This is a genomic window from Cupriavidus taiwanensis, assembly GCF_900250075.1.
In the GTDB taxonomy this organism is placed as follows: Bacteria; Pseudomonadota; Gammaproteobacteria; order Burkholderiales; family Burkholderiaceae; genus Cupriavidus; species Cupriavidus taiwanensis_C.
In genome coordinates, this window is record NZ_LT977070.1 from 2,036,109 (window position 1) to 2,060,530 (window position 24,422).

The following is a 24,422-nucleotide window of genomic DNA, read 5'->3' on the forward strand; positions in this document are numbered from 1 at the left end:
CTACCGCGGTGGAGTGAAGGATGCCCGGACGCTGCACCGCATCCGCCGTGCCGGTGCCTCGCACCAGGGCGGCGGTTCCGGACCCGCTCGTCATCGCTTTTTATTCTCACCCCCGCAGCGAGGGGTGCGCTGCCCTGTCGTTTCCCTCCTTGCGCGGGGTAACGCGCAAGCGCGAATGGCGGCATTTTCGCGCGCGAAAAAACGCGCGAAAGTGGATCACATCCGCCACGATTTGCGCCGCAGGCACCGGCGCGAGGCCGCTTCACACGCGTCCGGAGTTTCCCTTCCGATGAAGGGTACCGACGCTTTTGGCCGCATCGCACTATTCGCTCCTGAAAACACGGAGCACGCCGGGGCCTTCAGCGCACCGGCAGAACGAGAGCGTTGCAGTTGCATGGACGGCCCTCACCGATGCGGCCCGTGGCAGGTCATGCGCTGACCGCCGCTACACCATGGAACCGCTGCCGCAAGGCAGCCCCGCACGACTCTGCTTGATCACGCCATGAGCATGCACAGTCAGATGCATGCCATGCGACGAGCCTGGCCGCCACTTCGCGCGGACCGGGAGTTCGGAGGAGACAACAAGGGCGTGGGCACTCGCATGGGCGCCCATTACTCAACGCTTCTGGGAGAAGCAATTGGGTATCTATCGCGATATGTTTGCCAGGCACCACGATCAGCTCGCGCTGATGGCTCGCCTGCTCGACGCCGGCGCCATCTGGGTGGCGGCAATCCTGGCCAGTGAAGTGCGGTTCGACACCGCGCAGGCCCCCATCCACCAGTTCATCCAGTACTTTGCCTGTGCCATTGCCTTCATCGTGCTGCCAGGCTTCGACGTGTACACGTCGTGGCGCGGACGCAGCCTGTTCTCGCTCGCCGCGCGGCTGCTGTCGGCTTGGAGCCTGGTCTGGCTGGTGAGCCTGCTGCTGACCTACCTGCTGCACCAGACCGACTCGCTGTCGCGCCTGTGGATGGTGTACTGGTACCTGTTCGCGCTGGCGGCACTGGTGGCGCTGCGCGTGGTCAGCCGGGCCGTGCTCAACCTGCTGCGCGTTGCCGGCGCCAACAACAAGCGCGTCGTCATCGTCGGCTTCGGCCGCACCGGCCAGGAGATGTACCGCCGCGCCACTGCCAGCCACACCACCGGCTACAAGATCAGCGGCATCTATGCCGCCGAAGGCGAGCCCACGCCGGAAGGACGCCGCCGCATCAACGACAGCGCCGACATCGCCGCGTTCGCGCGCGAGCACGGCATTGCCGAGATCTGGCTGACGCTGCCGATGAGCGAGCACCGGCTGATGCAGGAGATCGCCTTCTCGCTGCGCAATGATTTCATCGACATCAAGTGGATGCCGAGCGTGCTCGACTTCGACCTGCTCAACCACAACGTCGGCAACTTCCTCGGCATGCCCGCCGTGGAGATGAACAAGCCGCCTTCGCTGGGGGTGCGCGGCACCATCAAGGCCCTCTTCGACCGCACCTTCGCCGCGCTGGTGCTGGTGGCGCTGTCGCCGCTGTTCCTGCTGATCGCGGTGCTGATCAAGCGCGACTCGCCCGGGCCGGTGTTCTTCAAGCAGGAACGGCTGGGCCTGGACGGGCGCGTCATCCACGTCTACAAGTTCCGCAGCATGAAGGTGCATGCCGAGCACGGCGTGGTCACGCAGGCCACCAAGGGCGACAGCCGCATCACGCCGATCGGCGCCTTCCTGCGCCGCACCAGCCTGGACGAGCTGCCGCAGTTCATCAACGTGCTGAAGGGCGAGATGAGCGTGGTGGGCCCGCGCCCGCATGCGATGGCGCACAACAACATGTACAAGGAGCAGCTCGACTTCTACATGCTGCGCCACCGCGTCAAGCCGGGCATCACCGGGTGGGCGCAGATCAACGGCTACCGCGGCGAGACCGACACCCTGGACAAGATGGCCAAGCGGGTCGAGCACGACATCTTCTACATCCGCAACTGGTCGTTCTGGCTCGACCTGCGCATCATTTTCTGGACCGCCTTCCGCGGCTGGATGGGCAGCAACGCCTACTGAGCCACAGCCATCCGCTTCCCGTGACGCCATCTAACCGCAAGCCAATGATCAAAGTCCTGCATGTCACAGAGTGCCTGGGAGGTGTCGAGACCTACCTGCACCTGCTGGCCTCCCATATCAACGACGAGCGCATCAGCTTCCACTTCGCGCTGCCGAAGCAATGCTCGGTGTCGGCGGTTGCCGATGCCCGCAATTTCGGCGTCAGCTACCTGCCGATTCCGCGCAAGCTCGATCCGCTGAACGACCTGAAGGCGGCACTGAACCTGCGCGCGCTGGTAAAGCGCGTGGCGCCGCAGATCGTCCACCTGCACAGCTCCAAGGCGGGGCTGGTGGGACGGCTGGCCTGCATCGGCCTGGACGTGCGCGTGGTCTACACCCCGCATGCCTACTATTACCTGGGCCTGCGCGGCATCAAGCGGCGCGTGTTCCTGATGGCTGAGCGCTTCCTGCACCGGCTCACCGACGCGGTGCTGGCAACCTCGCCGTCGGAACGCGACCGCGCCATCCATGAGGTGGGCCTGCCGCGCGAGCGCGCGCATTCCATCCTGAATGCCGTCGAGCCCCGCTCCGTGCCGGTGGAACGGCAGCTGGGCGCCGGCGTCAAGCGCGTGATCATGGTGGCGCGGATCAGCCCGCAGAAGAACATCCCCATGTTCCTGGACGTGGCAAAGCTGTTCCAGGGCCGTCCCGACATCGAGTTCATGCTGGTTGGCTACGGCCATTATGAGAACGACCGCGCCACGCTCGATGCCATGCTGGAGGAACGCGGGCTGGTCGAGGGCAAGGACATTACCGCGATCGCTTGGATGAGCCGCTCCGAGCTGCTGGAACTGCTGGCGCATGCCGCGGTGGTGGTGCTGACCTCGCACTACGAGAGCTTCGGCTACGTGCTGGCGGAAGCCAATGCGCTGGCGATCCCGGTGGTCGGCACCGACGTCGACGGCATCAAGGACATCATCGTCGATGGCAGCAACGGCTTTATCGTGCCGGTGGACGACGCCGCTTCGATGGCGAGTTCGATCGAAGCCATCGTCGGCGATGCCACGCTGTGGCAAACCATGTCCGAGCAAGCGGTGACGCGCGCCAAGTCCGAGTTCAACATCGTGACCCAGGCCAGGAAGTTCGAGTCCTTCTACTCACGCGCGCTGCTTGCCTAGCACCGCGCCGACGGCGCTGGTCAGGGCGGCGCAGTGCCGCCGGGCCAGCTCGCCAGCAGCATCTCCGCGTCGGCAAGCACGGTGCCGTCCTGCAGCGCCGCGCACGGGCGCGCGCCTGCGGCGGTGCCCAGCGCCCTCACCTTGCAGCCGTCCGACCCCGTCTGCCCGAGCGCCTCGCGCAACAGCGCCCGGCCTTGCGGCCCCCAATAAATGCGATGCACCGCGCCGTCCTTGCGCAGCGACAGCACGAAGCTGTCCTGGCGCTGGCGCCATTGCGCGTCCTGCGCCCCGGACAACAGGCCCAGCACGTCGCGCAGCATGGCGATGACCGGCTTCTCCGAGCCATCGTTCCTGAGCAGACCGAAGTTCGCCTCGCGATCCCATCTCGCCTGGCCGCGGTCGCGCCACGCGTAGATGCCGAGCATGGGCGCTTGCGCCATGACGCCGGCCAGCACCTGCCTGGCGATCAGCGTCGCCTGCGTGGCTTCGCTGCGCACCGGCAGGTACGAGGCATAGCCCCATTCGCTGACGATCAGCTGCGCGCCCGGACGCGGCGAATTGCGGATGCGGCCGCCCAGCTGCCGATAGTCGCGCAGCAGCGTCTCGGGCGTGGCGCGGTACGGATGGACGCTCAGCCCCTTGATGCAGCCCAGGCGCTGATCGGTCAGCAGGTGCGACAAGGACTGTTCCGCCACCGGATTTGCCGGCCCGGGCATGCGCGCCAGGCCGAACAGGTAAACGGCGGGGGGCGGCGCCGTGCCGGCCTGCGCCAGCGCGTCGCAGATCTTGCCGGCGGTGGAGATCAGCCGCGAAATGGGTACCGACGGATGCAGGAAGGTCTTGTTGTCGGGCTCGTTCCAGATCTCGTACGACAGGTCCGGCCCCGCGTTGCGCTGCATGAACTGGCTGGCGAACGCGGCGAACCTGGCCTCGCTGGCATCGCTGCCACCCTCCTCGCCCTGGTCGCCCCAGATATACCGCCCGCCATACAGCGTAACCAGCATCTGCAGGCCGGCCTGGCGTGCCTGGGCGATGACCTGCGCGTAGCGCTGCGGCGCCAGGTGCCCGCGCACCACCTCGGGCCGCACGCCGAAGCGCACATGGGTAAAGCCCAGGCGCCGGATCTCGGCGAAGTCGCGCGCCGACACCGTGGCCGGATCGATCTGCACGGCAAAGGCCGGCATCGACGCAATCCGGCCCGAAGCCTGCCCGTTCTCGGCATGCGCAGGCCGGGCGGGCCACCAGCCCGAGACCGCGACCAGCGCCGCCAGCGCCAGCGCGCGCGTCTGCGCCCCACGGCGCGGCGATGCGGCGCTACGCGGCGGCATGCCTGCGCAGTACGCCCATGGCGAGCGCACCGGTCTGGAACAGCGCGATGACGAGGAACGACACCAGCATGATCTGCGCCGCCACGAGATAGTCGAGCTGCGGATAACGCCAGGCGCCCAGCGCGATGCCCGCCAGCAGGCCGATGCCCGCTGCCAGGAAGATCGCCCGCGCCATGCCGAACGACTTCAGCAAGGTACGCAGGCACATCACCACCGCAAACACGATCGGAAACAGCGAAAAGAAGCGCACGTCGAGATCCCCATAGGCCGCGCCGAACAGCATGACCACGAGCTGGTCGCCAAACAGCAGCAGCAGCACGCTCAGCGCGCCGGACAGCATCACCCCGCCCAGCACGAAGCCGGCCGCGTTCCTGGCCAGCGTCCGCGTGTCGTCCTGCCGGAACGACGCCGCGAATCTCGGCATCAGGTGGTAGCCCAGCGCCATCAGGACATACTGGGCCGGCAGCAGCACTGTCAGCAGGATGCGGAACTTGGCCGAGTCGGCAAAGTGTCCCAGCGAGCCTAGCAGCACCACCAGGCCCGGCCCGACCAGCCAGCTCATCAGCTGCGCGCTGGCCGAGCTGGCACCGAACCCCAGCCACTGGCGCGGCGACTCCGGCCGGCCCGGGATCAATTCGAGGCGGCCGCGGCGGCGCAGCGTGGCGGCCGCGACCACGGTCGGCAACAGGATCGCGGCCGCGAGCATCAGCATTGCCGCGGGCGCCGGCTGCGTGCCGGAGGCCAGGCCGATCATGGCCACGCCGCCGCCGATCAGCGTGTGGCAGATCAGCAGCCCGGCATAGCCGCGCGTCTTCGCGCCCACGGTCCTGAGCACCCAGTACGCGGTGTAGCTGGCGAACAGCACCGCCGCCGCCGCACAGGCCGACGTGCTAAGGCCATGCCCGTACAGGTACAGGATGGACCCGGCCGCGACCGGAAACACCGTCAGCACCGCGACCTCGGCCGAGAAGCGCACGCGCAGCTTGATCCCCTCGATCAGCGCCGGCTCGTGCAGGAACGAAACATAGAAGATGTTGATGAACACCACCAGCGACAGCACCACCGCCACCAGCCCATAGCCCGCCACATCCATCGAGCGGGCCAGCGCCACGTTGATGCCGAACTGCACCGCCGTATACGCGGCCTGCTCGAACACCGCGCCCAGCGCCGGCAGCATGCGGCGCATCATGGCGCCCCCTCGAGCGAAGGCGCCGCCCGGAGCGGCGCCGGCGCGGCCGGCACGGCCAGCTTCTGGTCGAACAGCAGCGCCAGCCCCTGCCTGATGTCGCGGCCCAGACGCGCCGAGCGCTTGAACTGCGCCGCCCCCAGCGAACGCGCGTAGGCCAGCCGTTCAATCACGTCTTCGGCGCCAGCGCTCTGCCGCACCGCGAAATCGCCGCGCCCGCTCAGCTTGAAGAACGACGCGACCTTGGTGTCCCAGACAATGCCGACTGACGGCACGCCGAAGCTGAAGGCAATGATGTTGGCGTGCATGCGGTGCCCGACCATGCTGTGGCAGCCCGCGATGATCGCTGCCAGCTCCGCTGGCGACTTCGGCAGCAGGTAATCCACGCCGTCCGCAGCTTCCGCGCCCAGCCGGCTCCTGACCGTGGCCGCGGCGAGATTGTCTTCCTCCGCGCCATTGGTGAACAGCACCACGCGCTGACCGCCCTGCCGCAACTTGTGCACCAGTTCCACGAACATGCCCAGCCCCGCGCCCTGCTCCGATACCGCGACCAGGTCCGCGTTGTAGTGCAGCGACTCGACGTCCGAGACGCAGATGCCCACGTCCCAGCGCTTCGCCAGCCCGTGCTCCGCATACAGCGACGCACTCAGGATGGCGGGATCGGGGATGATGGCGACGTCGCAAGGCTCGCCCGCGCCAAGGCCAACGATATTGCGGCGCGAGCTTTCATCCCGCACCGAGACGAATTGCGGCGCCGCCAGCGCAAAGAAGCGCGACACCAGGTAGCGCCCCAGCCGCGACCAGCCGGCCGCCACGCCCACCGACACCAGCGCAACCTTGGCGTCCTTGCCGAGGCACCGGGCCAGCAGGTAGAGCTTGAGCGGGAAGTTCAGGTCCACGTCGCACAGCAGCTGGCCGCCGCCGACCACCACCATATCGGCATCGGCCAGCTGCTGCTGCCAGCGGGTGCGCCACTGCCGCCGGTATTTCAGCCAGATGGCTGCGGTCAGCACCGGCACACGGGCCCAGCCCGGCAGCCGCGAGAAGATCCGCATCAGGCGGCCCTTCTTCAGCGAGTTTTCCCCCAGCCGGGTGCGCCCGGCGATGTCCAGGTAGCTGACCCGGCAATCCGGCACGGCCTGGCGGATCAGGTGGCCCAGCGTTTCGGCGATCACCGCATCGCCGAGGTTGTCACTGTATGGCACCGCGCATATGACGACGTGCTTCATCTTGTTTGGCCGGCAAGGCTGTTAGCAAAGGGATGAGGAACAGGCTGACCGAGGTGAGGTGGCGAACATAGCTGCCCAGGTCAGGCTCGAAGATAAACTGCACCAGGATATGCGCAACGACCAGCGTGGCAAACCAGCGGCGCTTGCGCTCGGCGTCGGTCGCCGCCGGCGTGCCGGACAAGCCGCGCAGCGCCACGCGCAGGATTGCCGCATGCATCAGCATCATGGCCAGGTCGACCGGCGCGCGGAAGCTGATCACCGGCAACACGAACATGACCGCCGCGTACAGGTAGTTGACGATGAAATTGACACCGGATGTGGGCGGATACAGGTTCCAGATCATGGTGCGGTTGTCGCTGCCGATGCTCAGCGCATAGTTGTTCGAGATGTCCCGCGGCGACTGCAGGATATACAGGATCTCGGACGGTGCCACCAGGATCGCGCCCACCACGCAGGCCAGCACGATGGCCTTCCATGCCGGGCTCAGCCGCGCCGTTGCGCGGATGCCGAGCGCCAGCACCAGGATCATCGCGTAGTAATTGCGGATAAAGAGCGCGTAGCAACCGTACAGCACCATGGTCATGACCACCAGCGCGCGGAACGACACGCCGCGCGACATTCCGCCCATGACCAGCACGATCGACATCGCGATCACCACGGTTTCCTTGCCCGGCGACAGCAGGTTCAGCAGCATGCAGGGCAGCACGAACAGCCAGCGCGTGGCCAGGTCACGCAGGCTCGCCACCCGGCTCGACGCCATCGCCAGATAGGCCACGCCGACGGTGGCGGTGACCACATTCACATATTCCGCGCCGAACACCGAGAACACCTTGGCGGTGGCGGCGAACGAATCGTCGAGGTCGGTCGAGCCGCTGACCAGGAATTCCAGCATCTTGTTGGAATCGGTGACCCATTTTTCCGGCAGCGCGTCGCGGCCGAAGAAATAGATCACCAGGTAGAGCAGGCTCAGCACCAGGCTCGCCACCGTGGCCAGCCCGCGCTCGGCCAGCACCCAGTCGCGGTCCAGTCGCGCGGCTTGCATGGCTTAAGCCTTCTCGCTCTGAGAGTAGCCGTAGTAGGCATAGCGATAGCGCCCGTACTTGGAGCCATAGCCGTAGCGGAAGGCGTTGGGGTCGAGGCCGTTGAAGATCACACCCTTCACGCTTACGTTGACCTGCGCCAGCTGCTTGGCGCATTCCGAGATCTCGCCGATCGAGCTCTTGCCGAATCGCGTGACCAGGAACACCGTGCCGCAACGCTCGGCCAGGATCGCGGCATCGGCGACGGCCAGCACCGGCGGGGTGTCGACCATCAGCATGTCGTAGCGCGCGCTGAGCTCCTCGAGCAGCCTGACCATGCGTTCCTTCAGCATCAGCTCGGCGGGGTTCGGCGGGATCGTCCCCGTGCCGATGAAGTCCAGTCCCTGCACTACGTCGCGGTGGATCACGTCTTCCAGCGCCAGCTTGCCGGCCAGCACGTCGGACAAACCGGGTTCGCGGTCCTTGCCGAAATACTGGTTCAGGTAGCCCTTGCGCATGTCGGCGTCGACCAGCAGCACGCGCTTGCCGCCCGAGGCCATCAACGCGGCCAGGTTGACCGAGACGAAGGACTTGCCCACGCCGGCGGTGGCACCGGTCAGCAGCACGCGGTTGTTGGGCGCATCCAGCATCGCGAACTGCAGCGACGTGCGCAGGCTGCGCAGGCTTTCCACCGAGGGCTCGTTGGGGAAGCGGTCGGCCAGCAGGTAGTGGCCGCGCTTGCGCGCCTGGATGTCCTTGCTGATGGTGAGCTGGTGTTCGGACTGGGGCACGGTCGCATAGACGCTGAGTCCGGTGTGTTCCTCGATGTCCTTGGGATCGGTGATCCCCCCATACAGGGCATTGCGGACAAAGGCCACCACCGCCCCGGCCAGCAGGCCAAGCACCGCCGCCAGCACGATCACCAGCGCCTTCTTCGGCTTGACCGGCTCCTCGGGCACCGGCGAGGTGTCGACCAGGCGCACGCTGCCGACCTTGCCCGCCTTCACCAGCTTGAGCTGCTGCATATTGTTCAGCATGCCGACATAGAGGTCATTGTTGACCTGCACGTCGCGCATCAGGCGCACGGTATCCTGCTCCAGGTTCGGCAGGGTCTTGACCCGGCCGGCTACCGCCCCCGCCTTGGCGGCCAGCGCGGCAATCTGCTTGTCGACCGCCTGCATCGACGGATGGCCGGGGGCAAAGCGGGTCACCAGCTCGGCGCGCTTCTGCTTGAGTTCCAGCAGCGAGGTTTCGGCGGTCACGCTCTCCTGCAGGAAGGCCTTGCCCTCTTCGCTGAGGTTGAAGGTGCCGCGCTCGTTGCGCATGGCGTTGTACTTCACTTCGGCGCGCTCGAGCTCGCCCTTCAGCTGCGGCAGCAGGTTGTTGAGGAACAGCAGCGACTTCTCCGCCTCCGCGGCCTTGCGGTTGATGTTCTGCGCCACGTACTCGTCGCCGATCTCGTTGAGGATCGCCGCCGTCAGCCTGGCGTCATTGCCTTCCAGCGAGGCCCCGATCACGCCGCTCTGCTTGCCCTTCTCCGCGATGTTCAGCTGCTGCTGCAGTTGTTCCAGCGTCTTCAGCCGCGACTGGCGCACCAGGTTGAAGGCAATGCCCGGCTTGGCCTTCAGCGCCGTCACCAGCAGCCGGATCTCGCCGACCGCATGGCTGGCCTCGACCGCTTCGCCGACGCGGCCGACGATGGGCTGGTCCAGGCTGCTCTGCTCGAGCCGGTAGCGGCCATCGCCCAGGCTCACCAGCAGGAAGTTCTCGCCCTGCAGCGCCTCGGGCACGTCGAAGGTCGGCACCTCGATCGCTTCCCCGCCCCAGGCATAGCCGCCCATGCCGAACAGGCCGGGTTCGGACAGCCCCTTCGACTGGCTGGCGATCCAGGGCCCGACCAGCGGAAAATACTTCGGCTTGGCATCGATATAGAGCCGCAGGTTGTCGACCGCCTTGCCGACCACCATGCGCGAGCGCAGGATCTCGATTTCCGCGGTCGCCTGCGTCTTGACGTCGAACAGCGACGAGACATCGCCCAGCAGGCCGTTGGGACTGTTCTGGCTGTCCTCGACCTGCACCAGGATATTGGCCTCGTACACCGGGCGCGCCAGGAACGCGTAGGCAACCCCTAGCGTCAGGATGGCGAAGGCAATGGCCGCGATCAGCCAGCGGTTTGCCACCAGCACGTCCAGGTAGCGGACGACGGCAATCTCGTCCGACTGGGCCGGCGCCGCGACGGGAATATAAGTGGACTGGTTCATGGCAAGCAGGACGGTATCGGTTTAACCCAGGGCCCGGATGCGCGGCACCCAGGACTCCACGCCGCGCTGGATCAGCTGCAGCGCGCTCTCGAATGCCGCACGGGGCTGGCGGTAGGGATCGGGCACATCGAACTTTTCCAGCTCGCCCAGGCGGAACACGCGCCCGGTGGTGGCCGGGTGCAGGCGCTGGATCTCCTGCCGCTGCGCGCCGTCCATCACCAGGATCAGGTCCGCGCGCCGGATCAGCACGTGATTGAGTTGCTGCGCCCGGTGCCCGGATATATCCACGCCCTGGCGGCTCATCAGGTCCACCGCATGCGGATCCGCCGCGTGCCCGGACAGCGCGCCCAGGCCGGCGGAGACCACCTCGCCGTCGGGCAGCGCCTGCCTGAGCAGGCCCTGTGCCATCGGGCTGCGGCAGATATTGCCGATGCAGACCACGAGTACGGTCTTGATCATTTGACTGCGTTCGCGGTGGAGGTGAAGAAGTTGCCGCTCGGCACCAGCTGGTTGATCACGCGGCTCCAGCGCACCACGCCCGCGGCATCGACATAGACCACGTCGCGCGGCTTCAGCTCGAAGGCCTCGGCCAGGGCGAAGGCGACCGGCGACTTGCCGTCGAGGTGGAACACCTCGGCCTCGCCGTCGGCGGCCTTGCGGATCACGTAGAGTTCCTTGGCGTTGGCCGAATTGGGATTCAGGCCGCCGGCCTCACCGATCGCTTCGCTGAGCGTGAGCCGGCCGTTGCGCGGCATCACCGGCGTCGGCTTGACGACTTCGCCGGTCACGAAGACCTTGCTGTCCTCACGCTGCTCCACGCGCACGATGTCGCCGTTGCGCAGCAGGATGCGCGCCGGATCGATGCCCTGCTGCAGCAGCGCCGGCAGGCTGACGTAGTAGATCTTGCCCTCGCGCGAGATGCGGATGCGGCTGTTGTCGCCGGTCAGCACGTTGATGCCGCCGGCGCGGTTGAGCGCCTCGACCAGCGTCATCGGCACGTCGTCGATATTCTGCGGGCCCGGCGTCTTCACTTCGCCGTCGAGGTAGACACGCTTGCTGCGAAACGCCAGCACGCGCACCGTGACCTGCGGCATCGTCACCACCGGCTTGAGCTGGGTGCTCAGCTGCCCGCGGATCTGGTCCGGGGTCTGGCCGAGCACCTTGAGCACGCCGGCATAGGGAAACTGGATGGTGCCCGCCGGACTGACCACATAGCCGGGAATGTTGGCCGCGCCGCTGTAGCTGGGGATCTCGTAGGCGGCGCCGATCGAGTAGGTCTGCGTGGGGAACACCAGCTCCGGATGGTCCCACACCACGATCGAGAGAATGTCGCCGACGCCTACGGTATAAGGTCCGGGCTCGCCGAACAAGGCTTCGACGCCGGCGTTCGCGGGCGGCGTGGCGGCCTTCAGCGTGCGCACCAGCGCCGGCGTGATCTGCGTGACCTTGGGCACCGACTGCGGGTCCTCCGGATCCAGCGGGCGCTGCGGATCGAAGCGCATGCCCGGCGCCAGCGCGCACGATGCCAGCAACGGAACGATCCCCAGGCACATGACGGCCCTGCCAAACCTCAAGCTGCTTGAAAGCTTTAGCACTCTCGATGATTCCCTTGTTTGCAAGAAGACCCGCATGGCCCGCCGCCACCGCTGTCGCGATGCGCAGCGGTGACTCCGCCGGTTCGACATGGCACCCGCTGAGGGGCCTGTCCGCTTGTTGTACGCCCGCGGATCTGAACCTGGCGGTGTTGACTGGTGTGTGCCCGGCGCGCTGGGCGCGCTCTTTTCCGCACTGCGTCATCCGTAAATGACCGGCGAAGTTTATGGCTCGCGGGACTACATCTTCAAGGCGCGGCCGGCGTTTTTACCAAGTTTCCGATCCCCCCATCAGAGTGGAAACGAATTCCGTCCCAACGCGTGAGGGGTACCGCGGGTGGTGCGACGCAGCACAATCGCGGGTGGCACCCCGTGCCGACTTAAGGGTGTAGGCGATTGATTCCCTGTTGCGCCTACACCCTCTTTCTTTGCCGTCGGATGAAGCCAGACGTCGCTGCAATCCCTGCAAACGCCCCAGGCGTTGCCGAACCTTATGAAGGGAACCATTGAAATGACAAGTCGCGTTAGCAAGGCCGTCTTCCCGGTCGCAGGCCTGGGCACCCGCTTCCTCCCGGCCACCAAGGCCAGCCCCAAGGAAATGCTTCCGGTGGTGGACAAGCCGCTGATCCAGTACGCCGTGGAGGAAGCCATGGCCGCGGGCATCACCGAGATGATCTTCGTCACCGGCCGTTCCAAGCGCGCCATCGAGGACCATTTCGACAAGGCCTTCGAACTGGAGGTGGAACTCGAGGCCAAGAACAAGCAGGCGCTGCTGGACGTGGTGCGCTCGATCAAGCCGGCCAACGTCGAATGCTTCTACGTGCGCCAGTCCGAAGCACTGGGCCTGGGCCACGCGGTGCTGTGCGCGGCCAAGCTGGTGGGCGACGCCCCGTTCGCCGTGATGCTGGCCGACGACCTGATCGACGGCCAGCCGCCGGTGATGAAGCAGATGGTGGATGCGTACGACCACTACAACTGCTCGGTGCTGGGCGTCGAAGAGATCCTGCCGGAGCAGAGCCGCTCCTACGGCGTGGTCGAGGGCCGCGAGTGGGCCGAAGGCGTGATCAAGGTCTCGGGCATCGTCGAGAAGCCCGCGCCGGAAGAGGCGCCGTCCAACCTTGGCGTGGTCGGCCGCTACATCCTGACGCCGCGCATCTTCGACCACCTGCGCGCGCTCAAGCCCGGCGCCGGCGGCGAGTTCCAGCTGACCGACGCGATCCAGTCGCTGCTGAGCCAGGAACAGGTGCTGGCCTATCGCTATCACGGCACGCGCTATGACTGCGGCAGCAAGCTGGGCTACCTCAAGGCGACCGTCGAGTTTGCGCTGAAGCACCAGGAAACCGGCGCACAGTTCCGCCGCTACCTGGAGCAGCGCGAGCCCCAGCTGCTGCACAGCCTGGCGGCCTGACGGTCTCCTGCCCCACGCCCCTTCCGAACCGCACAGCAACCACGAGGCCGCCGCCAAATGATCGACTGGATCCACCTGGGCAAGGCATTCCTTCTCGGCCTGCTCGAGGGCCTGACGGAATTCCTGCCCATTTCGAGCACCGGGCACCTGATCCTGGTCGGCGACTGGATCGACTTCGCCTCGCACGAGGCGCGCGTGTTCGACGTGGTGATCCAATTGGGCGCGATCCTGGCCGTGTGCTGGCTGTACCGTGCAAAGATCACCGACCTGTGCGAAGGCGTGGTGCGGCGCGATCCCGACGCGCTGCGCTTCGCCACCGCGGTGCTGGTCGCCTTCCTGCCGGCCGCGGTCATCGGCGCGCTGCTCATCGGCCCGATCAAGCACCATCTGTTCGATCCGGCCGTGGTCGCCGCCGCACTGATCGCGGGCGGCCTGGTCATACTCTGGGTCGAGCGCCGCAGCACCGTGCCGCGCATCCACGCCATCGAAGACTTCGGCTGGAAACAGGCCATCGGCATCGGCTTCGCGCAGTGCGTGGCGATGATTCCCGGCACGTCCCGCTCCGGTGCCACCATCATCGGCGGCATGCTGTCGGGCGTGTCGCGGCAGGCGGCGACCGAGTTTTCCTTCTTCCTTGCCATCCCCACCATGCTTGGCGCCGCCACCTACGACGCCATGCGGCACTACCACCTGCTCAGCCTACAGGACATCTGGTCCATTGCCGCCGGCTTCACCGCCGCGTTCCTCTCCGCGCTCTTTGTGGTCAATGCGCTGGTGCGGCTGGTGGCGCGGCATTCGCTGCGGGTGTTTGCGTGGTATCGGATCGGGTTGGGGGTGGTGATTGGGGTGGTGAGCCTGGGGTGGTCGGTTTGACCCAAGTGCCGTCGCGACGCATGGCGGCACCGCTGTCTACCGGTGCTCCCCAGGGTTGGTGGTGCACCAAGTGAAGTCACTACATCGGGATAGGCCCTATTCCCCCGCCCCGGCGTGAATGCTATCGTGCAGCGGCTTGCCGGTCCCGCCGCACCTCACGTCGGCAAGGCGTCAATAGGATTGCGTACCACCGCTATGTCGAGACAGATTCCCCCACTGAACCCGCTCAGGGCGTTCGAAGTGGCTGCCCGGCATCTGAGCTTCACGCGGGCCGCGGAGGAACTGTTCGTCACACCGTCGGCGGTCAGCCACCAGATCAAGGCACTGGAAGAAAGCCTGGGCGTGCAGTTGTTTATCCGCGACGCCAAGGCGCTGGTCCTGACCCCGGCCGGCACCGCCTACCTGCCCAGCGTGCAGCTGGCCTTCAAGCAGCTCGCCGATGCCACGCACCGCCTGCACAGCAAGGACCGCCCCGCGCTGAAGGTCAACATGCCGCCCACGTTCGCGGTCAAATGGCTGATCCCGCGCATGGACCGCTTCATGAAGGCGCACCCGGACATCGACCTGAAGGTATCCACCTCGAACCATCGCATCGACTTCGAGCGCGACGATTTCGACATGGCGATCCGCTATGGCCGCGGCGACTACCCCGGCCTGCACTGCGAGCTGTGCATGGCGGTCGAAGTCATCCCCGTGTGCAGCCCGGCGCTGCTGCGAGGCCCGCAGCCGCTCGAAACACCGTCCGACCTGAAGCACCATACGCTGCTGCACGACGACAGCACCTATACGGACGTGAGCAACCCCGACTGGGCGATGTGGCTGGAGCATGCGGGCGTGACCGATGTCGACGCCAGCCGCGGGCCGTCGTTCTGGCCTAGCCACCTGGTCATCAACGCCGCGCTCAATGGCCTGGGCGTGGCGCTGGTGAAGAAGAACTGGATCGAGCAGGACCTGGCTGAAGGCCGCCTGGTGCGCCTGTTCGAAGCGATCCGGCTGCCGGTCGAATTCTCTTACTTCGTGGTGTTCCCGAAGGAGCGGCTGGAGGATCGCCGCATCCGCAGCTTCACTGACTGGATCCGCGCTGAAGTGTCGGCGGAACAGCAGCAGCCGTCCCCCGTCTGAGCACAGCTTGCGGGGCGCGTCCCGCAAGCTGCACGCGCCTGGCCGCGCGAAGTCAGGCCGCGGCGGGCATCGATGCCGTCTTTTTCTGCACGCGTGCGCGCAAGCGCTCGACATCGACCACGAAGCGGCGATGCGTGCCGCTGCAAACCCGCTCCACCGCATCGTCGGCCGTCACGCTGAAGGTGACACTGCGGCCATCGATGGCCGTGACCTCGGCGTGGATGCGCACCTCGCCGCCCAGCGGCGTGGCACCGGTGTGTTGCACCGACACCTCAGCGCCCACCGAGCTTTCGCCATCCTCGAGAAAGCCTTGCAGGAAGTCGAGGCAGGTCTGTTCGATATCGCGTACGAGCTCGGGCGTGGCATAGATGCGCAGGCTCTCGCCAAGAAAATCGATGGTGCGCTGGCGGTCCACCGTCAGCGTGCGTGCGCAGGTTGCGCCAGGTTGCAATCCGTTATTCATCAGGGGTTCCTTTCAGGCTACAGGCGATAAAAGCGAGCGGCGTTGTCGTGCCACAGCGCGCGCTGCTGTTCGGGCGGATAGATGGCGATGGCGGCGCGGAAGCCCGCGACGATGGTGCCGTAGCTTGCCACCAGGCTGTCTACCGGGTAGTTGCTGGCGAACATGCAGCGTTCCGCGCCGAAGATGGCGATGGCGTCGCGGATCACGGGCACGTTGTCAGCCTGCGTCCACGGCTTGCCCGGCAATCCCAGGCCCGAGATCTTCACGGCGACATTGGGCTGCCCGGCCAGCTCGGCCATCGCGGCGCGCCAGCCGGCCAGGCCGGCTTCACTGCGATCGGCCGGCAGCCCGGTATGGTTCAGGATCAGCTGCGTGCCCGGGAAATCCCGTGCCAGCGCGGCCGCCTGATCCAGGTTCCACCACGGCGCCTGCAGGTCGAAGGACATGCCGTGCCGGGCCAGCAAGGCATAGCCACGCCGCCAGCGCGCATCGTCCATCGATCCCGGCACGCCGCGCCGCGCATCCTCGCGCCGCGCCGCGGTCACCGGCTTGTTGCGAATGCCGCGCATCATGGCGCAGGCGGCATGGCCCGCAAGCACTTCCTCGACATCGCCGCGGTCAAGCTGGGCATGGCCGACGATCACCGTTGGCCGTCCCGTCCGTGCGGCGAGCTGCGCCAGCCAGGCGGTCTCGTCGACGGGATTGGCGCGCGCCCATTCGGCCTCGACATGCACCGTCTTCACCGGCGCGCAGCCAGCCGTATCGCGGGCGAGATCCTCGGGCAGATAGCTCCTGCGCAGCGCCGAGTAATCGCCATAGCGGAAGTTCCGCACCGTTTCTTCCTGCAGCCACGGGTACGGGTTGCGCTGCAGGTCCCAGAAATGCTGGTGCGCGTCGATAAAGGGCTCGACGGACGCCGTGCCCTCCGCGGGTGTGTCGCGCATGGGCCTACTCCTTGACGCTGATGCGGCTGGCAAGCTGCCTGAACTGCGCTGACTCCTTCACCATGGCGGCCTGCAGCGTCACGTCATCGGCATAGGTATCGGTGCTGAAATGCAGCTTCTCCAGCGTCTGGCGCATCACCGGCTCCTGCACGGATTTCGCGATCGCCGTCTTCAGCACCGCGATCACCTCCGGCGGCGTGCCCTTCGGTGCCGAAATACCGCGCCAGATGCCCATCGACAGGTCGATATTGCGCTCCTTCAGCGTGGGCACGTTGTCGAAGCCGCTGACTCGCTTGTCGGCCATCACCGCCAGCACCTTGAGCTTGCCCGCGGCCACGTGCGTGAAGACCTCCGCCGTGCTGACCGTGACCGCATCGATATGCCCGCCCAGCAGCGCGAGCGTGGCGGGAGCGCCGCCGGCATAGGGGATATGGTTGAACTTCGCGCCAGTCTTGTCGGCCAGCGCGGCGGCCGCCATATGCCACGCGGAGCCCTGCCCCGCGTTACCCACGCGGATATTGGCGTCCGGCTTGCGCGCATCGGCGACAAACTGCTCGATCGTGGTCCACGGTGCATCGGCCCGCACCGCCACGGCGGCCGGGTCCGCGTTCAGGCGTGCGATGGGAACGAGGTCCTGGTAGGTGAACTTGGCCAGCCCGAGGTAATTCAGGAAGGTCAGCTCGCTGGACGACAGCACCAGCTTGTACCCGTCCGGCTTCGCGTTGACCACTTCGCCCAGGCCTACCGAGCCAGTGGCACCCGGCTTGTTTATCACGACGATCGGCTGTGGCAGGTGTTTCGCGGCCGCGGCAGCCAGCGCGCGCGCCACCACGTCCGCCCCGCCGCCTGTCTGCCACGGCACGATCAGTTCAATGCGCCGGCTGGGGTAGGTTTCCGCACTCGCCGTGGCCGTACCACCCAGCAGTCCGAGCACCACGGCCGCCGGCATCGCCCAGCGCCGCATCCGCGAACATGACATCGTCATGGTTGTCTCCTGTCTCTTATCGGTATAGATGATGACCGCGGCTGCGCTCAGGCAGCGCCGCGTTCCAGTTCCTTTGCGCGGGCCGGTGCGCCGAACGCCCCCTGCGCACGCAACCGCGTGACGGTGGCCGCGTCCAGGCCAAACTCGCCCAGCACCTCATCGGTATGCTGGCCAAGCAGCGGCGCCGGATAGCGCACCTGCTGCGGCGTGCCGCTCAGCTTGACCGGGAACCCGAGCGCCTTGACCCGCCCTTCGACCGGGTGATCGATCTCCAGCACCATGTCCCGCGCCACCGCCTGCTCGCTGGCCAGCGCTTCGTCGTAGGTGAAGATCGGCGCCGCCGGCACACCGGCCGCCAGCAGCGCATCGACCCACTGCGCCGCCGGCTTGCGCGCGAATTCTGCCTCAATTTCAGGGATCAGCGCGGCGCGGTTGCGGATGCGGGCGGCGTTGTCGGTAAAGCGCGGGTCGGCCAGCAGGTCGGGCCGCCCGATCACCTCGCACAGCGCGGCCCACAGCTTGGGGTTGGCCGCGCCGATGACAAAGTGCCGGTCGGCGGCGCGCACCGCCTGGTACGGCGCGCTCATGCGGTTGGCGCTGCCGATCGGCACCGGCACGTCGCCGGTGCCCCAGAATTCGGCCGACTCCCACACCGACAGCCCCAGCGCCGTCTCGAACAGCGACGCATCCACGTATTGCCCCTGCCCGGTATGCTCGCGCCCCATCAGTGCGCTCAGGACGCCATAGGCGGTGAACAGCCCCGCCCCCAGGTCGGCGATCGGCACGCTGGCCTTGACCGGCGGCGCGTCCGGATGGCCCATCACGCTCATCACGCCCGACATGGCCTGCGCGATCAGGTCCAGCCCAGGGCGCCGCGACCACGGCCCGGTCTGGCCGAAGCCGGAGATGCTGGCATAGACCAGGCGCGGGTTGATCTCGCGCAGCACCGCATAGTCGATCTTCAGGCGGGCAGCCACGCCTGGACGGTTGTTTTCCACCAGCACGTCGGCACCGCGCACCAGTTCATAGAAGGCCTCGAGGCCCGCCGGGTTCTTCAGGTCGATCTCGACACTGCGCTTGTTGCGGTTCAGCGCCAGGAAGCCGCCGCTGTCTTCGCCCTTGAGCCGGAAGCCCATCGACTTGCGGGTCTGGTCGCCGGCACCCGGCGCCTCGACCTTGATGACGTCGGCGCCCATGTCGCCCAGCAGCATGCAGCAGAACGGACCCGCCATGATCTGGCTGACGTCCAGGACCTTGATTTTCGATAACGGCAAATTCATGGATACCACCTGAGGTTGAGGCGGCCGCATTGGAATGGCGGCGCCGCGGTGTCTGGAAAAAAGGTGCTGTCAACGGCCCACGAACTGCGGCCGGGTCTTGTCGATAAAGGCGCGGTGCCCGATGCGGAAATCCTCGGTATCGAAGCAGGCATAGGACTCGGCATGCTCTTCCGGACGCAGCGGCGCGGGATCGAGCAGCCGGCGCACGAACTGCTTGTGCCAGCGCGCCACCAGCGGCGCGCCGGCGGCAATGCGCCGTGCCGCCGCGTAGGCTTCGTCCGGCACGGCCTCGTCCGCCACCACGCGGTTGACCAGGCGCTTGTGCAGGGCCTCGTCGGCGTCGAACACGCGGCCTTCCAGCACAATCTCGAGCGCGGTCGCGGGTCCCGCCAGCGCCACCAGCCCGCCGAGTTCGCCATACGACATCACCAGCCCAAGCCGGTTCACCGGCACGCCGAAGCGGCTCGACCTGCCGCAGATGCGCAGGTCGCACATCGACGCGATCTCCAGCCCGCCGCCGACGCAGGCGCCCTGGATCAGCGCGACGGTCGGGTGCCGGCATTCGGCGATGGCGCGCATGGTGGCGTTGGTGATCTCGCCATATTGCTGCGCCTGCGCGGCGTTGGCGCGCATGGTGTCGAACTCGGCGATGTCGGCGCCGGCGGCGAAGGCCTTGTCGCCGGCGCCGCGCAGCACCACGCAGCGCAGCGTGTCGTCGGCCGACAGGCCCTGGATGGCTTCGGTCAGCCCCTGCCACATGGACAGGTCCATGGCATTGAGCTTGTCCGGGTTGTTCAGCGTGATGGTGGCGACCTGCGCGTCGCGTTCGATCAGAATCGGTTGTCTCATGGTTGTCGTTGGTGTGGAGGAGGCCCGGATGGTGCGGGCGATGGTCCGGAGTCCGGCTGGTCTGCGCCAGTCTAGGGCCCGCGCCGCGCGCCGCAAAACGAGAAAATCTCAGCGCCGTTTCAAGAAAAACTAGGCGTCCGCTGCTGTGAGTTTTTCTTGGGCTGCCTTCAAGTAAATCCACGTTGTGACCCGCGGGCCTTGTTCCTAGACTTCGTCACCAATGCAGCCGGCCCGCCCCCCGGGGCACACGGCGCACCCCACACAGCATGGAGACAAGATGGCCCTGATCAACTACATCACCCAGATCCAGATCGACTTCGGCGCGATCGGGCTGCTGGCCCAGGAATGCGAGCGCATCGGCATCACGCGCCCGCTGGTGGTCACCGACGCCGGCGTCAAGGCCGCCGGCATCGTGCAGCGCGTGCTGGAGCAGCTGCGCCCCGGCTGCGAGGCAGTGATCTTCGACGGCACGCCGTCCAACCCGACCGAAGCCGCCATGCGCGAGGCCATGCGCCTCTATGGCGAGTACCGTTGCGACGGCATCATCGCGGTGGGCGGCGGCTCACCGATCGACCTGGCCAAGGGGGTGGCGGTCTGCGCCACCCACGACGGCCCGCTGCGCCAGTTCGCCGCGATCGAGGGCGGCGTGGCACGCATCACGGCTGCCACCGCTCCGGTGATTGCGATCCCCACCACCGCCGGCACCGGCAGCGAAGTCGGCCGCGGCGCCGTGCTGATCCTCGACGACGGCCGCAAGGTCGGCGTGCTGTCGCCGTACCTGGTGCCGCGCGTGGCAATCTGCGATCCGGAGTTGACACTGGGCCTGCCGCCGATACTGACGGCGGCCACCGGCATGGATGCCATCGCGCATTGCCTGGAAACCTTCATGGCCCCGGCCTTCAACCCGCCCGCCGACGGCATCGCGCTCGATGGCCTGCGCCGCGCCTGGCTGCATATCGAGCGCGCGCGCCGGGATCCGCAGGACCGTGCCGCGCGCCTGGCCATGATGAGCGCATCGATGCAGGGCGCGCTCGCGTTCCAGAAGGGGCTGGGCTGCGTGCACAGCCTGAGCCACGCCCTCGGCGGGCTGATGCCCACGCTGCACCACGGCACCCTGAACGCCGTGCTGCTGCCGGCGGTGATCCGCTTCAACGCCGACGCACCGTCGATGCGCGCCGACGACAAGCTGGGGCGCATCGCGCAGGCCATGGGACTGCCCGATGCCAGCGCCGTCGGCACGGCCATCACCGATATGAACCGGCGCCTGGACCTGCCCTCGGGCCTGCGCGAAATGGGCGTCGATCCGGCGCTGTTCCCGCGCGTCATCGACTACGCGCTGGCCGACCACTGCCACAAGACCAACCCGCGCGAGGCCAGCGCCCAGGACTACCTGGCGCTGCTGCAGGCGTCCTTGTAAGGCGCCGCCGTTTCCCTACACCAACAACAACCTCAGGAGACTACGCATGCGACGTCGCACCTTCCTTTGCGCGGGCGCGGCCACATTGGCCACGCCGCTGGCAGCCCGGTCCCAGGCACTGCCGACCAGTCCGATCCGCATCATCGTCGGCTTCCCGCCCGGCGGCGGCACCGACGTGATGGCGCGCGTGCTCGCGCAGCAACTGTCGGCGCTGTGGCGCGTGTCGGTCATCGTCGAGAACCGGCCGGGCGCCGCCGGCGTGGTCGCCGCCGAGTACACCGCGCGCCAGGCGCCGGACGGCACCACGCTGCTGATGACCAATATCAGCAACCATGCCATCGCGCCCAGCCTGTACCCCAAGCTGGGCTACTCGGTGGAAAAGGACTTCACCCCGATCATGCTGGTCGGCGTCACGCCCAACCTGCTGATCTGCCCTACCGGCGGGCGCGCGCGCTCGGTGGCCGACGTGGTCGCGCTGTGCCGCGGCCAGCCGGGCAAGATCACCTTCGGCTCGTCCGGCGCCGGCGCGGCGCAGCACCTGGCGCTGGAAATGTTCAAGCTCCGTGCCGGCGTGGATGCGCTGCATGTGCCGTATCGCGGCTCGGCGCCGATGCTGACCGACCTGATCGGCGGCCAGATCGACTTCAGCTTCGAGACCATGACCTCCGCCACGCCGCAGATCCAGGGCGGCAAGGTGGTGGCGATCGCGCAGACCCGCCCGCGCCGCGCGGCCAGCTATCCCAACGTGCCGACGCTGGCGGAATCCGGCTTTCCCGGCTTCGATGCCGGCACCTGGTACGGGCTGGTCGGCCCCGCCGGGCTGCCCACGCCCATGGTCCAGCGCATGAACGCGGACCTGAACAAGGTGCTGGCGCTGCCCGACGTGGCGGGCAAGCTGGCCGGCTTCGGTGCCGAGGACGGCGGCGGCAGCGCGGCGCGCTTCGCGCAGTTCATCGCCACGGAGCGCGCCAAGTGGGCGCGCGTGGTCAAGGACGCCAACGTCAAGGTGTGACATGACACGACGCATCTCGGTTGAGGAAACCCTGCCGCGCGACGCGGACCGCGCCTTGCTGGTGGGCCGCGCGTGGCTGCCCGGCCCGCACGGCGGCCCCGTGACGGTAGTCGTGCGCGGCGCGGAGCTGTTCGATATCACGGCCACCGCGCCCACGATTGCCGGCCTGCTCGCACTCCCGGAGTGCGCCGAACGCGTGCGGCAGGCCGTCGGGCCTTCGCTGGGCCCGCTGCAGGGCTGGCTCGACGCGACCTGCGCGCATGGGCCGGACCCGGAACACCGCCACCTGCTGGCGCCGAACGACCTGCAGGTGGTCAAGGCCGCCGGCGTGACCTTTGCCGCCAGCCTGGTCGAGCGCGTGATCGAGGAGCGCGCGCGCGGCGACGCGGCCAGCGCCGCCGCGGTGCGCGAGAGCGTCAGCGCCATCATCGGCACGGGCCTTGCCGCCATTCGCCCGGGTTCGCCCGAAGCCATGCGCATCAAGGATGTGCTGGTCGCGCAAGGGTTGTGGTCGCAATACCTGGAAGTCGGCATCGGCCCGGACGCGGAGATCTTCACCAAGGCCGCGCCGCTGTCATCGGTGGGCACCGGCGTGGATGTCGGCCTGCATCCGGCATCGACCTGGAACAACCCCGAGCCGGAGGTGGTGCTGGCGGTCTCGCCGCGCGGCAAGATCGTCGGCGCGGCGCTGGGCAACGACGTCAACCTGCGCGACTTCGAGGGGCGCAGCGCGCTGCTGCTGGGCAAGGCCAAGGACAACAACGCGTCCTGCGGCATCGGCCCGTGGATCCGGCTGTGCGATGCGCATTTCGGCATCGACGAGATCGCGCGTACCGAGATCGGCCTGACCATCGAGGGCGAGGATGGCTTCGTGCTGCATGGCGCCAGCGCCATGACGCAGATCAGCCGTTCGCCGCAGGAACTGGTGGCGCATGCGATGGGCGCGCACCACCAGTACCCCGACGGCATGATGCTGTTCTGCGGCACGCTGTTCGCGCCGGTGCAGGATCGCGACGCAGCTGGCGCCGGCTTTACCCATCACCTCGGCGACCGCGTCAGCGTCTCCGCGCCGCGCCTCGGCGGCCTGGTGAACTGGGTCGGCACCAGCGACGCGCTGCCGCCGTGGACCTTCGGCATCGGCGCACTGATGGACAGTCTGGCCCGGCGTGCCCTGCTGCATCCGCCGCCCTGATATCCGCCCCCGCACGGGGCACCGAGAGCCCGGCGCACATCGACCGGGCCGCATGACAAACCCAGGAGACACCATGAAACACGTTATCCCGCATATCGTGCTGGCAGCGCTATTGTCCGTTGCCGGCGTGGCACAGGCACACGCGCAGACACCGGCACCGGTAAAGCTGCGCTTCGCCCATACCGTTCCGGAAACCGATTCGCAGCACCTGGCCGCGCTCGCCTTCAGCAAGAAGGTCAGGGAGCGCACCCAGGGCGGCGTCGAGATCCAGGTCTTTGCCAACAGCCAGCTCGGCAACGACACCACGCTGGTGACCGGCGTGCGCAGCGGCACCATCGATATCGGCGCCACCGGCAATCCCTTTGTCACGGGCCTGGCGCCACGCCTGAACGTGCTCGACCTGCCCTACCAGTTCGAGGATGGCCCGTCGGCCTACAAGGTACTGGACGGCGCGATCGGCCGCTCGCTGCTGGACGAGCTGGGCGCCCACCGCATCAAGGGACTGGCCTTCTGGGAGATCGGCTTCCGCAGCCTTGGCAACAACAAGCGCCCGGTCAACAAGGCCGAGGACATCCGCGGCCTGAAGATCCGCACCACGCCCAACCCGTCGCATATCAAGGCCTTCCAGTTGCTGGGCGCGAGCCCGCAGCCGATGCCGTTCGCGGAAGTATTCGGCGCGCTGGAATCCGGCGCGGTCGACGGGCAGGAGAATCCGCCCACGCTGATGGTCTCGGCCAGGATGTACGAGGTGCAGAAGTACGTGTCGATGACGCGCCATGCCTATACCGCGCTGGTGGTGCTGATGAACAAGGCGAAGTTCGACGCGCTCAAGCCCGAGTACCAGAAAGTGCTGCTGGAAGAGGCCGCTGCCGCCGCCACCTACCAGCGCAAGCTGAACGCTGACAACGAGGCCACGGCGATCGCCGCGCTGCGCGCCAGGGGCGTGCAGGTCAACGAGCATCCCGACAACGCCGGCATCCGCAAGGTGGTGCGCGAGGAGACGCGCCAGCTGTTCGTGCAGAAGAACGGCGACGCCGTGCTGCGCGCCATGGACGCCCAGCGCTAGGAG

General features: G+C 67.4%; 21 protein-coding genes. 9 read left to right on the forward strand and 12 right to left on the reverse strand.

The genetic code is table 11. The annotated features are described in order from the left end of the window. Window positions 1–656: 656 nt before the first annotated feature. Window positions 657–2,036, forward strand: coding sequence for an undecaprenyl-phosphate glucose phosphotransferase (locus tag CBM2588_RS09425; protein ID WP_115680317.1), 1,380 nt, complete (start codon window positions 657–659; stop codon window positions 2,034–2,036). A 44-nt stretch (window positions 2,037–2,080) separates the two neighbouring features. Next, on the forward strand, window positions 2,081–3,193 hold the full coding sequence (locus CBM2588_RS09430) for a glycosyltransferase (protein ID WP_115680318.1): 1,113 nt from the start codon (window positions 2,081–2,083) through the stop codon (window positions 3,191–3,193). A gap of 20 nt (window positions 3,194–3,213) precedes the next feature. On the opposite strand, the gene CBM2588_RS09435 is transcribed toward CBM2588_RS09430, so the two are convergent. The 7 genes from CBM2588_RS09435 to CBM2588_RS09465 are packed head-to-tail and all read right to left on the reverse strand — an operon-like array spanning window position 3,214 to window position 11,811. Further along, window positions 3,214–4,521, reverse strand: coding sequence for a hypothetical protein (locus CBM2588_RS09435; protein ID WP_115680319.1), 1,308 nt, complete (start codon window positions 4,519–4,521; stop codon window positions 3,214–3,216). Further along, the gene (locus tag CBM2588_RS09440) at window positions 4,508–5,710 is read right to left on the reverse strand and encodes a lipopolysaccharide biosynthesis protein (protein WP_115680320.1); all 1,203 of its coding nucleotides are present in this window, start codon (window positions 5,708–5,710) and stop codon (window positions 4,508–4,510) included. The genes CBM2588_RS09435 and CBM2588_RS09440 overlap by 14 nt, the downstream gene beginning before the upstream one ends. Next, window positions 5,707–6,936, reverse strand: coding sequence for a polysaccharide pyruvyl transferase family protein (locus tag CBM2588_RS09445; RefSeq protein WP_115680321.1), 1,230 nt, complete (start codon window positions 6,934–6,936; stop codon window positions 5,707–5,709). The genes CBM2588_RS09440 and CBM2588_RS09445 overlap by 4 nt, the downstream gene beginning before the upstream one ends. Continuing rightward, window positions 6,899–7,978, reverse strand: a complete 1,080-nt coding sequence (locus CBM2588_RS09450; protein ID WP_115680322.1) for a hypothetical protein — start codon at window positions 7,976–7,978, stop codon at window positions 6,899–6,901. The genes CBM2588_RS09445 and CBM2588_RS09450 overlap by 38 nt, the downstream gene beginning before the upstream one ends. Before the next feature lie 3 nt (window positions 7,979–7,981). Beyond that, the gene (locus CBM2588_RS09455) at window positions 7,982–10,216 is read right to left on the reverse strand and encodes a polysaccharide biosynthesis tyrosine autokinase (protein WP_115680323.1); all 2,235 of its coding nucleotides are present in this window, start codon (window positions 10,214–10,216) and stop codon (window positions 7,982–7,984) included. Window positions 10,217–10,237: 21 nt separating this feature from the next. Next, window positions 10,238–10,675 (reverse strand): low molecular weight protein-tyrosine-phosphatase, encoded by a 438-nt coding sequence (locus tag CBM2588_RS09460; protein WP_115680324.1) that lies wholly within the window; start codon window positions 10,673–10,675, stop codon window positions 10,238–10,240. Then, window positions 10,672–11,811 carry a polysaccharide biosynthesis/export family protein gene (locus CBM2588_RS09465; protein ID WP_018005665.1) on the reverse strand — a complete coding sequence of 380 codons (1,140 nt, stop codon included), beginning with the start codon at window positions 11,809–11,811 and terminating at the stop codon, window positions 10,672–10,674. The genes CBM2588_RS09460 and CBM2588_RS09465 overlap by 4 nt, the downstream gene beginning before the upstream one ends. A 508-nt stretch (window positions 11,812–12,319) precedes the next feature. Between CBM2588_RS09465 and galU the strand changes: the two genes are divergently transcribed. From galU to CBM2588_RS09480, 3 genes are all read left to right on the forward strand, one after another. Then, on the forward strand, window positions 12,320–13,216 hold the full coding sequence (gene galU / locus CBM2588_RS09470; protein WP_115681450.1) for a UTP--glucose-1-phosphate uridylyltransferase GalU: 897 nt from the start codon (window positions 12,320–12,322) through the stop codon (window positions 13,214–13,216). A 57-nt stretch (window positions 13,217–13,273) separates the two neighbouring features. Next, window positions 13,274–14,089 (forward strand): undecaprenyl-diphosphate phosphatase, encoded by an 816-nt coding sequence (locus CBM2588_RS09475; protein WP_115680325.1) that lies wholly within the window; start codon window positions 13,274–13,276, stop codon window positions 14,087–14,089. A gap of 195 nt (window positions 14,090–14,284) precedes the next feature. After that, complete coding sequence (locus CBM2588_RS09480) at window positions 14,285–15,211, forward strand: transcriptional regulator GcvA (RefSeq protein ID WP_115680326.1); 927 nt, start codon at window positions 14,285–14,287, stop codon at window positions 15,209–15,211. Window positions 15,212–15,263: 52 nt separating this feature from the next. Here the strand turns inward: CBM2588_RS09480 and CBM2588_RS09485 are convergent, their stop codons facing one another. From CBM2588_RS09485 to CBM2588_RS09505, 5 genes are all read right to left on the reverse strand, one after another. Then, window positions 15,264–15,674, reverse strand: coding sequence for a thioesterase family protein (locus tag CBM2588_RS09485; RefSeq protein ID WP_115680327.1), 411 nt, complete (start codon window positions 15,672–15,674; stop codon window positions 15,264–15,266). A 17-nt stretch (window positions 15,675–15,691) separates the two neighbouring features. Continuing rightward, complete coding sequence (locus CBM2588_RS09490; RefSeq protein WP_115680328.1) at window positions 15,692–16,618, reverse strand: amidohydrolase family protein; 927 nt, start codon at window positions 16,616–16,618, stop codon at window positions 15,692–15,694. A gap of 4 nt (window positions 16,619–16,622) precedes the next feature. After that, entirely contained in the window at window positions 16,623–17,603 is a 981-nt protein-coding gene (locus tag CBM2588_RS09495; RefSeq protein ID WP_115680329.1) for a Bug family tripartite tricarboxylate transporter substrate binding protein, read from the reverse strand. Window positions 17,604–17,650: 47 nt separating this feature from the next. Further along, window positions 17,651–18,883: a CaiB/BaiF CoA transferase family protein gene (locus CBM2588_RS09500; RefSeq protein WP_115680330.1), complete on the reverse strand. Its 1,233-nt coding sequence runs from the start codon at window positions 18,881–18,883 to the stop codon at window positions 17,651–17,653. A 69-nt stretch (window positions 18,884–18,952) separates the two neighbouring features. Beyond that, a complete protein-coding gene (locus CBM2588_RS09505; protein ID WP_115680331.1) occupies window positions 18,953–19,732 on the reverse strand; it encodes an enoyl-CoA hydratase-related protein in 780 nt (259 codons plus the stop codon). 277 nt (window positions 19,733–20,009) lie between these two features. Here CBM2588_RS09505 and CBM2588_RS09510 point away from each other — a divergent pair, with 277 nt between their 5' ends. The 4 genes from CBM2588_RS09510 to CBM2588_RS09525 all read left to right on the forward strand — a co-directional run bounded on the left by CBM2588_RS09510 (window position 20,010) and on the right by CBM2588_RS09525 (window position 24,419). Beyond that, on the forward strand, window positions 20,010–21,149 hold the full coding sequence (locus tag CBM2588_RS09510; protein WP_115680332.1) for an iron-containing alcohol dehydrogenase: 1,140 nt from the start codon (window positions 20,010–20,012) through the stop codon (window positions 21,147–21,149). Between the two features lie 46 nt (window positions 21,150–21,195). Continuing rightward, window positions 21,196–22,161, forward strand: a complete 966-nt coding sequence (locus tag CBM2588_RS09515; protein WP_115680333.1) for a Bug family tripartite tricarboxylate transporter substrate binding protein — start codon at window positions 21,196–21,198, stop codon at window positions 22,159–22,161. Between the two features lies 1 nt (window position 22,162). Then, on the forward strand, window positions 22,163–23,353 hold the full coding sequence (locus tag CBM2588_RS09520; protein WP_115680334.1) for a fumarylacetoacetate hydrolase family protein: 1,191 nt from the start codon (window positions 22,163–22,165) through the stop codon (window positions 23,351–23,353). 73 nt (window positions 23,354–23,426) lie between these two features. Next, window positions 23,427–24,419, forward strand: a complete 993-nt coding sequence (locus tag CBM2588_RS09525) for a DctP family TRAP transporter solute-binding subunit (protein ID WP_115680335.1) — start codon at window positions 23,427–23,429, stop codon at window positions 24,417–24,419. The last annotated feature ends 3 nt before the right edge of the window (window positions 24,420–24,422 follow it).

Excerpts from the sequence above, each read along its gene's own strand:
- CBM2588_RS09425 (WP_115680317.1), top strand. The coding sequence starts at position 657 with ATGTTTGCCAGGCACCACGATCAGCTCGCGCTGATGGCTCGCCTGCTC.
- CBM2588_RS09430 (WP_115680318.1), top strand. The coding sequence starts at position 2,081 with ATGATCAAAGTCCTGCATGTCACAGAGTGCCTGGGAGGTGTCGAGACC.
- CBM2588_RS09435 (WP_115680319.1), bottom strand. The coding sequence starts at position 4,521 with ATGCCGCCGCGTAGCGCCGCATCGCCGCGCCGTGGGGCGCAGACGCGC.
- CBM2588_RS09440 (WP_115680320.1), bottom strand. The coding sequence starts at position 5,710 with ATGATGCGCCGCATGCTGCCGGCGCTGGGCGCGGTGTTCGAGCAGGCC.
- CBM2588_RS09445 (WP_115680321.1), bottom strand. The coding sequence starts at position 6,936 with ATGAAGCACGTCGTCATATGCGCGGTGCCATACAGTGACAACCTCGGC.
- CBM2588_RS09450 (WP_115680322.1), bottom strand. The coding sequence starts at position 7,978 with ATGCAAGCCGCGCGACTGGACCGCGACTGGGTGCTGGCCGAGCGCGGG.
- CBM2588_RS09455 (WP_115680323.1), bottom strand. The coding sequence starts at position 10,216 with ATGAACCAGTCCACTTATATTCCCGTCGCGGCGCCGGCCCAGTCGGAC.
- CBM2588_RS09460 (WP_115680324.1), bottom strand. The coding sequence starts at position 10,675 with ATGATCAAGACCGTACTCGTGGTCTGCATCGGCAATATCTGCCGCAGC.
- galU (WP_115681450.1), top strand. The coding sequence starts at position 12,320 with ATGACAAGTCGCGTTAGCAAGGCCGTCTTCCCGGTCGCAGGCCTGGGC.
- CBM2588_RS09475 (WP_115680325.1), top strand. The coding sequence starts at position 13,274 with ATGATCGACTGGATCCACCTGGGCAAGGCATTCCTTCTCGGCCTGCTC.
- CBM2588_RS09480 (WP_115680326.1), top strand. The coding sequence starts at position 14,285 with ATGTCGAGACAGATTCCCCCACTGAACCCGCTCAGGGCGTTCGAAGTG.
- CBM2588_RS09485 (WP_115680327.1), bottom strand. The coding sequence starts at position 15,674 with ATGAATAACGGATTGCAACCTGGCGCAACCTGCGCACGCACGCTGACG.
- CBM2588_RS09490 (WP_115680328.1), bottom strand. The coding sequence starts at position 16,618 with ATGCGCGACACACCCGCGGAGGGCACGGCGTCCGTCGAGCCCTTTATC.
- CBM2588_RS09495 (WP_115680329.1), bottom strand. The coding sequence starts at position 17,603 with ATGACGATGTCATGTTCGCGGATGCGGCGCTGGGCGATGCCGGCGGCC.
- CBM2588_RS09500 (WP_115680330.1), bottom strand. The coding sequence starts at position 18,883 with ATGAATTTGCCGTTATCGAAAATCAAGGTCCTGGACGTCAGCCAGATC.
- CBM2588_RS09505 (WP_115680331.1), bottom strand. The coding sequence starts at position 19,732 with ATGAGACAACCGATTCTGATCGAACGCGACGCGCAGGTCGCCACCATC.
- CBM2588_RS09510 (WP_115680332.1), top strand. The coding sequence starts at position 20,010 with ATGGCCCTGATCAACTACATCACCCAGATCCAGATCGACTTCGGCGCG.
- CBM2588_RS09515 (WP_115680333.1), top strand. The coding sequence starts at position 21,196 with ATGCGACGTCGCACCTTCCTTTGCGCGGGCGCGGCCACATTGGCCACG.
- CBM2588_RS09520 (WP_115680334.1), top strand. The coding sequence starts at position 22,163 with ATGACACGACGCATCTCGGTTGAGGAAACCCTGCCGCGCGACGCGGAC.
- CBM2588_RS09525 (WP_115680335.1), top strand. The coding sequence starts at position 23,427 with ATGAAACACGTTATCCCGCATATCGTGCTGGCAGCGCTATTGTCCGTT.